We start from the raw sequence: 13,791 nt of genomic DNA, 5'->3' as shown, positions 1-13,791 counted from the left end.
GCCGGAGGGGCTGATTTAGCCCGTCCGGCGTTTGAGGACGAGGCCCGTTCAGGGCCGAAGCGGGGGTCTGGGGGCGCAGCCCCCAGGGATGGGACGGGTAGGGGCGGCGGGGGCGAGAAAAGTCGGTGTTACTCCGCCGGTGTCACGCCCGCGCGCAGCAACCCGTACGCGTACGCATCCTCCAGCGCCTGCCAAGACGCCGCGATCACGTTCTCCGCCACGCCCACCGTCGACCACTCCCCCGCCCCGTCGGACGTCGAGATCAGGACTCGGGTCGTGGACTGGGTGCCGTGGACGCCCTCCAGGATGCGGACCTTGTAGTCGACCAGGTCCAGCTTGGCGAGTTGAGGGTAGATCTTTTCCAGGGCGACGCGCAGGGCGCGGTCCAGGGCGTTGACCGGGCCGTTGCCCTCCGCCGTCGCCACGATGCGCTCGCCCTTGGCGAAGAGCTTGACCGTGGCCTCGTTGGCGTGGCTGCCGTCAGGCCGGTCCTCGACGATCGCTCGCCAGGACTCGACGTCGAAGTACTTCAGGGGCTTGCCCTCGACCTCGGCACGGAGGAGGAGCTCGAAGCTCGCGTCCGCCGCCTCGTAGGTGTAGCCCTTGAGCTCGCGCTCCTTCACCCGCTCGACCACCCGGCCGACCAGCTGACGGTCGCCGCCCAGGTCGACGCCCAGCTCCTTGCCCTTGAGCTCGACCGAGGCGCGGCCCGCCATGTCGGAGACCAGCATCCGCATGGTGTTGCCGACCTGCTCGGGGTCGATGTGCTGGTACAGATCCGGGTCGACCTTGATCGCGGAGGCGTGCAGGCCCGCCTTGTGGGCGAAGGCCGAGACACCGACGTAGGGCTGGTGGGTGGAGGGGGTCAGGTTCACCACCTCGGCGATGGCGTGGGAGATACGGGTCATCTCACGGAGCTTGCCCTCCGGCAGGACCTGCTTGCCGTACTTCAGCTCCAGCGCCGCCACCACCGGGAACAGGTTGGCGTTGCCCACCCGCTCGCCGTACCCGTTCGCCGTGCACTGGACGTGGGTCGCGCCCGCGTCCACCGCCGCCAGCGTGTTCGCGACCGCGCACCCCGTGTCGTCCTGGGCGTGCATGCCGAGCCGGGCGCCCGTGTCGGCCAGCACCGTCGAGACGACCGCCTGGACCTGCGCCGGGAGCATGCCGCCGTTGGTGTCGCAGAGGATCACGACATCGGCGCCGGCCTCCGAGGCCGTACGGACGACGGATTTCGCGTACTCGGGGTTGGCGCGGTAGCCGTCGAAGAAGTGCTCGCAGTCGACGAAGACCCGGCGGCCCTGCTCCTTCAGGAACGACACCGTGTCCCGGACCATCTCCAGGTTCTCGTCCAGGGTGGTGCGCAGCGCGAGTTCCACATGCCGGTCGTGGGACTTGGCGACCAGTGTGATCACCGGGGCGCCCGACTCCAGGAGCGCCTTGACCTGCGGGTCGTCCGACGCCTTGGCGCCCGCCCGGCGCGTGGCGCCGAAGGCGACGAGCTGGGCGTGCTTGAAGTCGATCTCCTGCTGGGCGCGGGCGAAGAACTCAGTGTCCCGCGGGTTGGCGCCGGGCCAGCCGCCCTCGATGAAGCCCACGCCGAAGTCGTCCAGGTGCCGTGCGATGGCCAGCTTGTCCGCGACGGTGAGGTTGATGCCCTCACGCTGGGCGCCGTCGCGCAGGGTGGTGTCGAAGACGTGGAACGAGTCGTCGAGCTCGCTGGTTTCCGTCATGGTCTGAAGGCTCCTGATGAAATGGATCTCGGTCTGTACCGGAATGACCGGCTCCACCATCCCCCAATGATCCCTCGCGCTGCGCCTCCGGCTGAAGGTGGGCCAGAAATGCGAAAAACCCCTCGCGGGTGCGAGAGGTCTGCGCGCGGGTCGAGGACGACGGTGTCCGCCCGTACCTGGTCGTACGTGGCGGTCACTGCGGACCGGCGCGCCTGCTGCCAATAATCATGGCGAACGAGAGCACGGAGGCAGTCTGGCACAGCCCCCGTGCCTCACTCACGGTTGTCTCAGAATGCGGTCGGTCACCGTAGACGGTGCAGGAAGCCGTCGCCCGTGCCGTTGGTGTCGCCGGGGACGAGTTCGGACGAGGACGAGTAGACGGAGAGGAGCCGGCCGCCCCGGGCGAAGGCGCTGGGTGCCGCGTATCCCTTGGTCTGGGCTCCGCCCGCGAGGGTGCGGGTGACGAGTTCGGTCCGGCCGGTCCTCAGATCCCGGACATGGACGTTCTCCGCGACGGTGTCGTCGCCCGACTTGATCTCGGTGTTGTAGGCGAGGCGGCGGCCGTCGGGGCTGAGGAGACCGGCGCCGAGCCCGCCCTTGCCTTCGTGGGTCATCCACCGGGTCTTCCCGGTACGGCTGTCGTACAGGTAGAGCTCCCAGGTGTACTGCGGCGCCTCGGGGACCACGCTCTCGTCGAAGGAGCTGTACGCGACGAACCGGCCGTCCGCGGAGAGCGTCGCGCCGCCCGGGCCGCCGTTGGTGGGCTCGCCGCCAGGGGTCGCGTTCACCAGCTTCTGCTCACCGGTGCCCAGATCGACGTGCCACAACTCGTGCCGCCCGCCCCGCGGGTGCCGCTGCACATAGGTCAGGTGGCTGCCGTCGGCGCTCAGGGTGACGCTCGGGACGTACCAGTCCGACGGGATGTGGTCGCTGATCCGCTTGGCGACGCCGGTGCGGCGGTCGACGACGTAGGCGAGGGTCTGACTGTTCGCGGCCCCCTCCATCCGCTGCGACGAGGCGCCGAAGGCGACATACCGGCCGTCGGCCGACATGTCGAAGGTGTCGAACGTCCAGGCGGAACCGCCGTCGGCGGCGACGCTGACCCGTTCCGTGCGGCCGGTGCGACGGTCGTGGACGTAGACGTCCTCCACCTGGCCGGTGGGCGGTTCGGGCCACTCGGCGAGGTTCTTCGCCGAGGACATGAAGGCGACATACCGGCCGTCGGCGCTGATCTCCACCCGATGGCTGCCCCAGCCGCCCTCCGCCTGCGTCCCGTCCGACGCGACGTTGACCCGCTCGACGGTTCCCCGGCGCAGGTCCCGGATGAACACATCGGTCCGCCCGTTGGTGTCGCCGGGCACCACATCGGCGTCCTCCGAGACGAACGCGGCATAGCGGCCGTCAGCGGTGAGCGCCGCACCGCCCGACCCCTTCTCGATCTGCTCCCCCGTCGCCGTCAGCGTGATCCGCTCGGGCCCCGGCTTCGGCGCCGGCGCCGCGGACGTGGCCGACAGCGCGACCATCGCCCCCGCGAGCACAACGACGGACACCCCACGCATTGTTCTGAACACGTTTCCCCCGTGATGCTGTGTTGCTTCTCCCCCGGCCCTGCGCCGAGGGCTTCCATCGAGGCAAACGCACCACGCGTCACCGCGTCAATCCCCCGAATTGAGTACAACCCGGGCGCACCCTCAGGTGTCCGCGAGGAGGCTGTTCTGGAGGAACTCCCTGACGTGGCCGAGAACTTGCGCCCGGTCCGTGCCCCGCAGCCCGATCGCCACATGGATGGAGAAGCCGTCGAGGAGCGCCCTGAGGCGAGCCGCGAAACGGTCCGGGTCGACCGGCCGGAACTCCCCGCGCGACACCCCCTCCGCCAGCAGGGCCACCAGGTCGCGGTGCCAGGCGCCCTCGATCGCGGCCTGCCGGTCGCGGGCGTCGTCGTCGGCGTTCTGCGAGCGGTTCCAGACCTCGAGCCACAGTGTCCAGTGCGGGTCGCGATGGCCGTCGGGGACGTACAGATCGACGTAGGCATCGAGCCGCTCCCGGGCCGGTGCGCTCCGGGTCAGCAGCCGGCCGCGCTCGGCGCCGAGCCGGCCCTCGCTCCACTCCAGGGTCCGTAGCAGCAGCTCGTCCTTGGAGCCGAAGTAGTAGAGCAGATGCCCGCTGCTCATCCCGACCTCGCGGCCGAGGGCCGCCATGGTGAGCTTCTCCAGACCGCGCTCGGCGATCATCTCCATGGCGGCGACGAGGACGTCCTCCCGCGGCGGCGCGTTCTTCCGCGCACCGGCCATCCGACGGCTCCTAGATCTTCGGCTGCTGTTGTGTGATGCAGTGGATGCCTCCACCACCAGCGAAGATGGTACGGGCGTCGACCAGGGTCACGGTCCGCTCGGGGAACAGCCGCCGGAAGATACCGGCCGCCAGCTCGTCATGGGGATCGTCGAAGGCGCACAGGACGACTCCGCCGTTGCAGAGGTAGTGGTTGATGTAGGAGTAGTCGACCCAGTCGCCCTCCTCGTCCCTCAGGACAGTGGGCGCGGGGATCTCGACGACCTCCAGGCGGCGGCCCTTCGCGTCGGTCTGGCCGCGCAGGATGTCGATGTACAGCTGCGAGCGGACGTGGTCCGGGTGGGCGGGGTTCCGCTGGCTGTGCACCAGCACGGTGCCGGGCCGTGCGAAGGCCGCGACGATGTCGACATGGCCCTGGGTGCCGTACCTGCCGTAGTCGCCGGCCAGGCCGTGCGGGAGCCAGATGGCCTTGGTGGTGCCGAGCTTGGCGTGGATCTCCGCCTCGACCTGCTCGCGGGTCCAGCCGGGGTTGCGTCCGGAGCCGAGCTGGACGGTGTCGGTCAGCAGGACCGTGCCCTCGCCGTCGACGTGGATCGCGCCGCCCTCGTTGACCAGCGGCGAGGACAGCACCGGCACCCCCACCAGGTCCGCGACATGGCGGGCGATCTTGGAGTCGTGCTCCCAGCGGGCCCAGTCCTGGCCGCCCCAGCCGTTGAACACCCAGTCCACGGCGGCCAGTTCACGACCGTCGGTGACAAACGTGGGGCCGATGTCCCGCATCCACGCGTCGTCGAGCTCGCGCTCCACCAAGTCGACCTCCGGGCCGAGCAGTTCGCGCGCCGACTCGCCCTGACCGGGGCCGTGCACCACCGTCACCGGCTCGAAGCGGCGCACGGCACGGGCCACGGATGCCCAGGCGGCGCGGGCCTCGGCCAGCTCCTCGTCGTTGGTGAAGGTCGGGTTGGGTCCCGGCCAGGCCATCCAGGTGCGCTCGTGCGGGGCCCACTCGGGGGGCATACGGAAGGTCATCAAAGGTCCTAGAGGAAGTAGAGACGGTTCAGCGAGACCGAGTCGGCCGGTTCCGAGCGCAGCGGCTCTCCGTCCAGCGACACCAGGCCCGTGCGCTGGTCGACATCGACTGCTCCGGTACGGGAGTTCAGGCGCAGGTCAGCCGGTCCGATACCGCGGGTGCCGCGCACGGCGACACGGCGACGCCGGGTCGGCATGGTGTCGCCACCCTGGTCGAGGGCTGCCTGCGCGACGAACGCGACGGAGATGTCGGCTGGGGTGGCGCCGTACGCGCCGAACTGCGGGCCCAGGACGAGCGGTTCGCAGGTGTCGGTCGCGGCGTTGGGGTCACCGACCACGCCGTAGGCCGGGAAGCCCGCCTTGAGGACGAGCTGCGGCTTGGCGCCGAAGTACTCCGGGCTCCACAGCACGAGGTCGGCGAGCTTGCCGACCTCGATCGACCCGACCTCGTGCGAAAGCCCGTGCGCGATGGCCGGGTTGATGGTCAGCTTCGCCATGTAGCGCAGGACACGCTCGTTGTCGTGCTCGTCCGGGGCGCCGAACTCGGCCTTCATCTTCCCGGCCATGGCGAAGGTACGGCGGACGGTCTCGCCCGCGCGTCCCATGCCCTGCGCGTCGGACGAGGTGATGCCGATCGCGCCCAGGTCGTGCAGCACGTCCTCGGCGCCCATGGTTCCCGCGCGGATGCGGTCCCGGGCCATGGCGGCGTCGCCGGGCAGGTCCGTCTTCAGATCGTGGACGGAGACGATCATGCCGTAGTGCTCGGCGACCGCGTCCCGCCCGAAAGGCAGCGTGGGATTGGTGGAGGAGCCGATGACGTTCGCAACTCCCGCCATTTTCAGGACGTTCGGCACATGCCCGCCGCCGCAGCCCTCGATGTGGAAGGCGTGGATCGTACGACCGTCCAGGACCCGCAGCGTGTCCTCGACCGAGAGGCATTCGTTCAAACCGTCGCTGTGCAGGGCGACTTGGACGTCATGCTCCTCGGCGACCCGCAACGCCGTGTCCAGCGCCCGGGTGTGGGCCCCCATGTCCTCGTGCACCTTGAAACCGGAGGCGCCGCCCTCGGCCAGGGCCTCGATCAAAGGGGCATCGTGCGAGGACGAACCCCGCCCCAGGAACCCGATGTTGACCGGCCAGGCGTCGAAGGCGTTGAAGGCATGCTTCAGTGCCCACGGCGAGTTGACCCCGACCCCCCACACCGGCCCGAACTCCTGCCCGATGATCGTGGTCACACCGGAGGCCAGCGAGGCCTCCATGATCCGCGGCGACAGCAGATGGACATGCGTGTCGACGGCACCGGCGGTGGCGATGAGCCCCTCGCCGGACACGATGGACGTACCGGTGCCGACCACGACGTCGATCCCGTCGAGCGTGTCCGGGTTCCCGGCCCGCCCGATCGAGCAGATCCGGCCCTCACGGATACCGATGGAGACCTTCCGGATCCCCTGGACGGCGTCGATCACCACGACATTGCTGATGACGACGTCACAGGTGTCCCGGACGGCGGCCGCCTTGAGATGCAGCCCGTCGCGGGCGGTCTTGCCGAACCCGGCGAGGAACTCGTCGCCGTACTTCTGCGCGTCGGACTCGACGCGGATCGTCAGCCCGGAGTCGCCGAGCCGGATGCGGTCGCCGGCGCGGGGACCGTGGGTGGACGCGTACTCGTAGGGGGTGAGGCGGCGGGCCTCAGCGGCATGGCCTCCGGGGCGGCTCATCGCACGACCTCCTGTATGTCCGATATGCCGAGGTAGCCGCAGGCGGCGGCGCGACGCAGCGCCTCCTCGCGGGCGCCGGGCGCGTCCAGCGGTCCGTCGACGAGCCCGGCGAAGCCGATGGCGACCCGGGCGCCGCCGATCGGCACGAGTCCGACCTCCAGCGACTCCCCGGGGCCGAACCGGACCGAGGAACCGGCGGGCACGGCGAGCCGCATGCCGTAGGCCTGCTCCCGTACGAAGTCCAGGCGCGGGTTGGCCTCGAAGAAGTGGAAGTGGGAGGTGACGGAGACGGGCACGGTGGCGGTGTTGGTCACCGTGAGCCGTACGGCCGGCTCCGGCTCGGCGTGCTCGGGACCGGGCAGCAGCGCACCGGGAGCCGTGTTGCCGAGCCCGCCCCCGATGGGGTCGCTGACGACGGCGAGCCGTGAACCGTCGTCGAAGACGGCCTCGACATGCACCTCGGTGACCACGTCCGCGACGCCCGGCAGGACGTCGTGGGGGCCGAGGACCGAGCGGGCGCGCTCGATCGCCTCGGCGAGCCGCAGCCCGTCCCGGGCGGCCTCGCACACGGTGTCCGCGATCAGCGCGGTGGCCTCCGGGACATTCAGCCGGAGCCCTCGGGAGCGCCGCGCCCGGGCCAGTTCGGCGGCCCCGAAGAGCAGCAGCCGGTCGCGTTCGGTGGGCGTGAGCCGCATAAGTCGTTCCTCCTTTAGAACAACACTCTAAGCCAGGGTTTCCATGAAAGAAAGCCTTGACGTCAGCCACCGAGTGACAGACATTGAGTGACGTTCTAAGTGCCGGGCAAGGTGAAGGAGACCAGGTATGCGGGTGGAACAGCGGGGAGTCGACACCATCCCCGACGAGGAACGCACCAGCGGGCCCCGTGACCTCGTCTCGATCCTGGTCGGGTCGAACCTCTGCCTGGGTGTGATCGTCTTCGGCTGGCTGCCGCCGTCCTTCGGCCTCGGCTGGTGGGCATCGGTGAGCTCGATCCTGGTGGGCACCGCCGTCGGTACGGCCCTGACCGCCCCGCTCGCCCTGATCTCCCTGCGCACGGCGACGAACCTGTCCACCTCTTCCGGCGCCCAGTTCGGCGTCCGCGGCCGACTGGTCGGCTCGGTGGTCGGCCTCCTGCTGGCCCTCGGCTACACCGCGCTGACCGTATGGATCGGCGGCAATGTGATGCTCGGCGTCCTGACCCGCCTGTTCGGCATCCCCGCCGATGACCTCTCCTACGGCCTCGTCTACGGCCTGCTCGCGGCGGCGACGGTCGCGGGCGCGGTCTACGGCTATCGCGTACTGCTCGCCATGTCCCGCGTCCTCGCGGTCGGCATGACGGCCCTGCTGCTGCTCGGCGTCTTCGCCTACGCCCCGGACTTCACCACCTCCGCGCTCCCCGAGGCCGGCGGCTATCTGCTGGGCGGGTTCTGGCCGACATGGCTGCTCGCGACGGTGGCCGCGGGCCTGTCGGGCCCGATCGCCTTCATCACGCTGCTCGGCGACTACACCCGCTACATCTCCCCGGCCCGCCACTCCTCCCGCAAGGTCCTGCACGCGACCTGGCTCGGCCTCGCCCTCGGCCTGCTGATCCCCCAGCTCTTCGGCACCTTCACGGCGTACGCGGCCCGCGCGGCCCTCGACTACGCCGGTCCCCTGGTGGACGCGGCGCCCACCTGGTACCTCATCCCCCTGCTGCTCGCCGCCTCCGCCGGCTCGGTCGGCAACGCCGGTCTGATGCTGTACTCCATGGGCCTCGACCTGGACGCCATCCTGCCGCGCGCCTCCCGGGCCACGGCCACCTACACGGTCGCGGTCGTCGCCACGGTCTGCGTCTTCGTCGGCCACTACGCCTCGACGGCCCAGGACGCGATGACGTCCTTCGTCCTCCTGCTGACGGCGATCGGCACGCCCTGGGCGGTGATCACACTGATCGGCTTCGCCCGCTGTCGCGGACAGTACGACGCGCAGGCCCTCCAGGTCTTCAACCGCCGCTCACGGGGCGGGATCTACTGGTTCCGGGGCGGCTGGAACATCCCGGCGACAGTGTCCTGGGCGCTGGGGGCGACGGTCGGGGTGCTCGCGGTGGCGCTGCCGTCGTACGAGGGGCCGTTGGTGGCGGTGACGGGTGGGGTGGACTGCAGTTTCCTGCTGTCGGGGCTGGTGGCGGGTGTGGCGTACGCGCTGCTGACGCCGGGCATTGAGGCGGCGGGGGTCGCCCTTCCAGCCCGTCCGGCGTTTGAGGACGAGGCCGTTTAGGCCGAAGCGGGGGCCTGGGGGCGGCAGCCCCCAGACGCCCGCGCCGACGCCGGGTGCCTTAACCCAGAGGGTGCATCCACCCGTGCTGGTCCACGGCAGTGCCTCGCTGGATGTCGAGCAGAGCCTGGCGAAGTCGCAGCGTGACCTCGCCGGGCTCCCCGCCCGACTGCGTCCACTCCGCCCCGGTCCGCTTCACCGTGCCGACCGGCGTGATCACCGCCGCCGTACCGCAGGCGAACACCTCGGTCAGCGTGCCGTTCTCGGAGTCCCGCTGCCACTGGTCGACGGAGATCCGGCCCTCCTCTGCCTCGTACCCGAGGTCACGGGCGACGGAGAGCAGGGAGTCACGGGTGACGCCCTCCAGGATGGACCCGGTGAGGGTCGGGGTGATGATCTTGTTGCCGTACACGAAGTACAGGTTCATCCCGCCGAGTTCCTCGACCCACTTGCGCTCGACCGCGTCGAGGTAGCAGACCTGTGCGCACCCCTTCGCCGCGGCCTCCGCCTGCGCGAGCAGCGACGCGGCGTAGTTGCCGCCGGTCTTCGCGTCGCCCATGCCACCGGGCACCGCGCGGACGTGGTCCTCGGAGACCCAGATGGAGACCGGCTGGACGCCGCCCGGGAAGTAGGCGCCGGCCGGGGAGGCGATGACGAGGAACAGATAGTCGTTGGCCGGCTTCACCCCGAGCCCGACCTCGGTCGCGATCATGAACGGACGCAGGTAGAGGGACTCCTCGCCGCCGTGCGCCGGGACCCAGGCCTCGTCCTGCTTGACCAGCGCGTCGCAGGCCTCGATGAACGTCTCGACCGGAAGCTCGGGCATACCGAGGCGGCGGGCGGAGGCCTGGAAGCGCTTGGCGTTCTTGTCCGGGCGGAAGGTGGCGACGGAGCCGTCGGGCTGGCGATAGGCCTTGAGGCCCTCGAAGATCTCCTGCGCGTAGTGCAGGACCATGCTGGCCGGGTCGAGGGAGATCGCCGCGTACGGGACGAGCTGGCCGTCGTGCCAGCCGCGGCCTTCGGTCCACTTGATGGTCACCATGTGGTCGGTGAAGTGGCGGCCGAACCCCGGGTTGGCCAGCAGTGCCGCGCGCTCGGCATCGGAGAGTGGCGAGGCCGAGGGCTTGAGCTCGATCGTGGGCGTCGTCATCAGTAGTTGTCCTTCACCGGTTGTGTGTGACGGGCCGCGCTCACGCCAGTACTGCCAGTGGCCAGTGCTAGGACGTCCGAGCATTCCCTCATTCCGCGGCTCCGCGTTCGATTATCGCGCGCGGTGTGCCGAGGAAGAAAACGGCGTGAATGCGGCCCAGGGATCGATGGTCGCACCCGGCGGCGGACATGGGGAAGCCGCCGGGCGTTTGAGACCCGGCGGCTTGGAGCGCGGCGGGGTCAGCCGGCTACGCGTACCGCGAGCGCGTCGCCGATCTCCGCGGTGGAGCGGGCGGGCTTGCCGGTGCGCTCGGCGAGGTCGACGGAGACCGCTTCGTCGATACGGGCGGCCTCGGCCTCGTAGCCGAGGTGGCGCAGCAGCAGGGCGACGGACAGGACCGTGGCGGTGGGGTCGGCCTTGCCCTGGCCCGCGATGTCCGGGGCCGAGCCGTGCACGGGCTCGAACATGGACGGGAACTCGCCGCTCGGGTTGATGTTCCCGCTCGCGGCGACGCCGATGCCGCCGGAGACGGCCGCGGCGAGGTCGGTGATGATGTCGCCGAAGAGGTTGTCGGTGACGATGACGTCGAAGCGCTCGGGCTGGGTGACCAGGTAGATGGTCGCCGCGTCGACGTGCATGTACTCGGTGGTGACGTCGGGGAACTCCTCGGCCACCTTGTTGAAGATGTTCGTCCACAGGTGACCGGCGAAGGTCAGCACGTTGTTCTTGTGGATCAGCGCGAGCTTCTTGCGCGGCCGGGCCTGGGCACGGGCGAAGGCGTCCCGGACGACCCGCTCGACACCGAAGGCCGTGTTCACGGAGACCTCGGTGGCGACCTCGTGCGGGGTGCCCTTGCGGATGGTGCCGCCGTTGCCGGTGTAGGGGCCCTCGGTGCCCTCGCGGACGACGACGAAGTCGATCGACGGCTCGCCCGCCAGCGGGGTGGCGACACCCGGAAGGAGCTTCGACGGACGCAGGTTGACGTGGTGGTCGAAGAGGAAGCGGAGCTTGAGCAGGAAGCCGCGCTCGAGGACGCCGGACGGGACCGAGGGGTCACCGATCGCGCCGAGCAGGATGGCGTCGTGCTTCTTCAGCGCCTCGGCGTCGGCGTCGGTGAGGGTCTCACCGGTGGCGTGGTAGCGCTGGGCGCCGAAGTCGTACTCCTTGGTCTCCAGCTTCACATCCTGCGGAAGGACGGCGGAGAGGACCTTGAGACCTTCGGCCACGACCTCCTGGCCGATGCCGTCACCGGGGATCACTGCGAGATTGAGGCTGCGAGACATGTCGGCACCCTACTCCGCGTCCCATGGGATGACATGCCGCGTCCGCGATACGGACAGCCGACCAGCGGTAACTCCATCGTGTCAGTTTCCGTTCACCCGTACGTATGGCGGGTGTTGGGCTTCGCTGGGAAGTTCAGGGCCATGGACCTCCCCGACATCGGTATTCCGCCGCAGCTCGCGCGCCGGATGAGCATGGCCGAGCAGTACGAGTACGCGCGCACGAAGCTGACCCGGCGCCGCGCGCTGGTGACGGCGGGCGCGGTGGCGGGCGGTCTGCTGACCGGATGCTCGGGTTCGGACACCGCCACGCCGAAGTCCTCCGCGACCACCGAGGTCCCCGGCTCGGCGGTCACGCCCTTCGGCCGCCACCTCGCCTTCGGCGCCGACCCGCGCACCCAGATGCGGATCTCCTGGCAGGTCCCGGCCGCGGTGAAGAAGCCGTACATACGCATCGGTGCACGCCCCGACGAACTGGGCCGCAAGGTGGAGGCCGAGATCCGCGATCTGCACACGCCGGGCGTGCAGGGGGTGCGGCCGGCGCTGGAGCAGTACTACGTCCACGCGGCGCTGGACGACCTGCTGCCCGGCACGACGTACTACTACGGCGTGGGCCACGACGGCTTCGACCCCGCCTCCGCCCCGCACCGCTCGACGGTCTCCTCCTTCCGTACGGCGCCGGCGAACCCGGAGTCCTTCGTGTTCACGGCCTTCGGCGACCAGGGCGTCAGCGACGCGGCCGAGGCGAGCGACCAGCTGTTGCTGCGTCAGGACCCGGCCTTCCATCTGCACGCCGGTGACATCTGCTACGCCAACGTCAAGGGCCGGGGCGAGACTTCGGACGGCTACGACCCCGGGTTCTGGGATCTGTTCCTCAAGCAGAACGAGCCGGTCGCGAAGACCGTGCCGTGGATGGTGACGACCGGCAACCACGACATGGAGGCCTGGTACTCACCGGACGGCTATGGCGGCCAGTTGGCCCGCTTCAGCCTCCCGGACAGCGGCTTCGACCCGCGTACGGCACCCGGGGTGTACTCCTTCGTCTACGGCAACGTCGGCTTCGTGGCGCTGGACGCGAACGACGTGTCGTACGAGATCCCGGCGAACCTCGGACACACGCAGGGCCGCCAGACGAAGTGGCTGGATGAGCGCCTGCGCGAGCTACGGGCCTCGGCGGCGGTGGACTTCGTCGTGGTCTTCTTCCACCACTGCACGTACTCGACTTCGTCGCACGCCTCGGACGGCGGGGTGCGGGCGGAGTGGCTGCCGCTGTTCGCCGAGCACCAGGTGGATCTGGTGATCAACGGCCACAACCACGTCTACGAGCGGACCGACGCCATCAAGAACGGCGAGGTGGGCCGCCCGGTGCCGATCGGCGCGGCCACGGACCCGTCGCGGGACGGCATCGTGTACGTCACGGCCGGCGGGGGCGGCAAGGATCTGTACGGCTTCCCGGCGGGCGTGGCGGAGAGCTACGAGGGCCGCGTCCAGGACGTCGAGTCGGTGGACACCTTCCAGTGGACCAAGTCACGGTCCGCGAAGCACGAGACCGTGGAGTGGTCGCGGGTGCGCTACCGGGGCTTCTCGGTCCTGAAGGTGGAGGCGGAGAGCGGCGCGCGGCCACGCCTCAAGGTGTCGGCACTGGCTCACGACGGGAAGCGCATCGACCATTTCGAGGTGCGGCGCGGAGCATGAGCCCGCGCCGCACCTCGCGCGGGTGCGGCTCCCGGCGTATGGGGTCGGCTCAGTGGCCGGTGGCGCCGCCGTTGTCACGGCGGTCGAGGGCGCGCTGCAGGGCAGCGGCGGCATTCTTGCGGTCGGACTCGCTCGAACGGGACAGATGACGGACTCGGCGGGCGGTCGTCTCGGCCATGGGAAATCGACTCCTTCAACAATCCGGGAGTGCGGAAGAGGGGGGTACGAGACGCCGGGTGGGGCGGGGAGCGGTGCCACAGGGGTTGCCTGCACGGGGCCCGGCTCACGACCGCCATTCGCTTGATCGAGCGAGACGTTCGGCTCCTACAAACTTAAGGGAGGGACGCGCTCCTGTCTCCACAATTACTCGGACTTCCTACTATCTGAGACGGCGAACTGGGTACCGTGGTGGTGAGGGGAACGGTGAGGCTCATGAACGACACGGAGAAAGTGCTTCTCGAAGGCGGCCCGGACGACCTGCCCGAGCGCATCGTCCCGCCCCCGGCCCCGGGGCCCGATGTGAAGATCAAGCTCCGCGGCGGCTACGAACACTTCCGCCCGACATCACGCGCCGACAACACCCCACAGGGCCGACTGCCGGTCTACGAGTGGTGGGAGCGCACGGAGATCGCCGAGTAGCCCCA

Annotated in this window: 12 protein-coding genes; 3 read left to right on the top strand and 9 right to left on the bottom strand. The window is 70.0% G+C overall.

The window, feature by feature from the left end; translation table 11 throughout:
• Positions 1-128 precede the first annotated feature (128 nt).
• From cimA to ureA, 6 genes are all read right to left on the bottom strand, one after another.
• A complete protein-coding gene (gene cimA, locus OHT76_RS30315; RefSeq protein ID WP_328874038.1) occupies positions 129-1,733 on the bottom strand; it encodes a citramalate synthase in 1,605 nt (534 codons plus the stop codon).
• A gap of 302 nt (positions 1,734-2,035) precedes the next feature.
• Positions 2,036-3,283 carry a TolB family protein gene (locus tag OHT76_RS30310; RefSeq protein WP_328874037.1) on the bottom strand — a complete coding sequence of 416 codons (1,248 nt, stop codon included), beginning with the start codon at positions 3,281-3,283 and terminating at the stop codon, positions 2,036-2,038.
• 141 nt (positions 3,284-3,424) lie between these two features.
• Positions 3,425-4,024: a TetR/AcrR family transcriptional regulator gene (locus OHT76_RS30305; RefSeq protein ID WP_328874036.1), complete on the bottom strand. Its 600-nt coding sequence runs from the start codon at positions 4,022-4,024 to the stop codon at positions 3,425-3,427.
• A 10-nt stretch (positions 4,025-4,034) separates the two neighbouring features.
• Complete coding sequence (locus tag OHT76_RS30300) at positions 4,035-5,051, bottom strand: agmatine deiminase family protein (RefSeq protein WP_328874035.1); 1,017 nt, start codon at positions 5,049-5,051, stop codon at positions 4,035-4,037.
• A gap of 8 nt (positions 5,052-5,059) precedes the next feature.
• Positions 5,060-6,769, bottom strand: coding sequence for an urease subunit alpha (locus OHT76_RS30295; RefSeq protein ID WP_328874034.1), 1,710 nt, complete (start codon positions 6,767-6,769; stop codon positions 5,060-5,062).
• Positions 6,766-7,464: an urease subunit gamma gene (gene ureA / locus OHT76_RS30290; RefSeq protein WP_328874033.1), complete on the bottom strand. Its 699-nt coding sequence runs from the start codon at positions 7,462-7,464 to the stop codon at positions 6,766-6,768. The genes OHT76_RS30295 and ureA overlap by 4 nt, the downstream gene beginning before the upstream one ends.
• A gap of 127 nt (positions 7,465-7,591) precedes the next feature.
• Here ureA and OHT76_RS30285 point away from each other — a divergent pair, with 127 nt between their 5' ends.
• The gene (locus OHT76_RS30285) at positions 7,592-9,025 is read left to right on the top strand and encodes a cytosine permease (protein ID WP_328874032.1); all 1,434 of its coding nucleotides are present in this window, start codon (positions 7,592-7,594) and stop codon (positions 9,023-9,025) included.
• A gap of 58 nt (positions 9,026-9,083) precedes the next feature.
• Here the strand turns inward: OHT76_RS30285 and OHT76_RS30280 are convergent, their stop codons facing one another.
• Both OHT76_RS30280 and OHT76_RS30275 read right to left on the bottom strand, forming a co-directional pair.
• On the bottom strand, positions 9,084-10,172 hold the full coding sequence (locus OHT76_RS30280; RefSeq protein ID WP_328874031.1) for a branched-chain amino acid aminotransferase: 1,089 nt from the start codon (positions 10,170-10,172) through the stop codon (positions 9,084-9,086).
• Between the two features lie 239 nt (positions 10,173-10,411).
• The gene (locus OHT76_RS30275; RefSeq protein WP_328874030.1) at positions 10,412-11,455 is read right to left on the bottom strand and encodes a 3-isopropylmalate dehydrogenase; all 1,044 of its coding nucleotides are present in this window, start codon (positions 11,453-11,455) and stop codon (positions 10,412-10,414) included.
• A 141-nt stretch (positions 11,456-11,596) separates the two neighbouring features.
• Between OHT76_RS30275 and OHT76_RS30270 the strand changes: the two genes are divergently transcribed.
• Entirely contained in the window at positions 11,597-13,147 is a 1,551-nt protein-coding gene (locus OHT76_RS30270) for a purple acid phosphatase family protein (protein ID WP_328874029.1), read from the top strand.
• 49 nt (positions 13,148-13,196) lie between these two features.
• Here the strand turns inward: OHT76_RS30270 and OHT76_RS30265 are convergent, their stop codons facing one another.
• Positions 13,197-13,325, bottom strand: coding sequence for a hypothetical protein (locus tag OHT76_RS30265; protein WP_260859743.1), 129 nt, complete (start codon positions 13,323-13,325; stop codon positions 13,197-13,199).
• 254 nt (positions 13,326-13,579) lie between these two features.
• On the opposite strand from OHT76_RS30265, the gene OHT76_RS30260 reads away from it, so the two are divergent.
• Positions 13,580-13,786 carry a DUF5988 family protein gene (locus tag OHT76_RS30260; RefSeq protein WP_328874028.1) on the top strand — a complete coding sequence of 69 codons (207 nt, stop codon included), beginning with the start codon at positions 13,580-13,582 and terminating at the stop codon, positions 13,784-13,786.
• Positions 13,787-13,791: the final 5 nt, after the last annotated feature.

This window comes from Streptomyces sp. NBC_00287, assembly GCF_036173105.1.
In the GTDB taxonomy this organism is placed as follows: Bacteria; Actinomycetota; Actinomycetes; order Streptomycetales; family Streptomycetaceae; genus Streptomyces.
This window is presented reverse-complemented; position numbering and strand designations above follow the sequence as displayed.

Bases quoted from the DNA above. Each gene is read 5' to 3' on its own strand.
- cimA (WP_328874038.1), bottom strand. From the start codon at position 1,733: ATGACGGAAACCAGCGAGCTCGACGACTCGTTCCACGTCTTCGACACC.
- OHT76_RS30305 (WP_328874036.1), bottom strand. From the start codon at position 4,024: ATGGCCGGTGCGCGGAAGAACGCGCCGCCGCGGGAGGACGTCCTCGTC.
- OHT76_RS30300 (WP_328874035.1), bottom strand. From the start codon at position 5,051: ATGACCTTCCGTATGCCCCCCGAGTGGGCCCCGCACGAGCGCACCTGG.
- OHT76_RS30295 (WP_328874034.1), bottom strand. From the start codon at position 6,769: ATGAGCCGCCCCGGAGGCCATGCCGCTGAGGCCCGCCGCCTCACCCCC.
- ureA (WP_328874033.1), bottom strand. From the start codon at position 7,464: ATGCGGCTCACGCCCACCGAACGCGACCGGCTGCTGCTCTTCGGGGCC.
- OHT76_RS30285 (WP_328874032.1), top strand. From the start codon at position 7,592: ATGCGGGTGGAACAGCGGGGAGTCGACACCATCCCCGACGAGGAACGC.
- OHT76_RS30280 (WP_328874031.1), bottom strand. From the start codon at position 10,172: ATGACGACGCCCACGATCGAGCTCAAGCCCTCGGCCTCGCCACTCTCC.
- OHT76_RS30275 (WP_328874030.1), bottom strand. From the start codon at position 11,455: ATGTCTCGCAGCCTCAATCTCGCAGTGATCCCCGGTGACGGCATCGGC.
- OHT76_RS30270 (WP_328874029.1), top strand. From the start codon at position 11,597: ATGGACCTCCCCGACATCGGTATTCCGCCGCAGCTCGCGCGCCGGATG.
- OHT76_RS30265 (WP_260859743.1), bottom strand. From the start codon at position 13,325: ATGGCCGAGACGACCGCCCGCCGAGTCCGTCATCTGTCCCGTTCGAGC.
- OHT76_RS30260 (WP_328874028.1), top strand. From the start codon at position 13,580: ATGAACGACACGGAGAAAGTGCTTCTCGAAGGCGGCCCGGACGACCTG.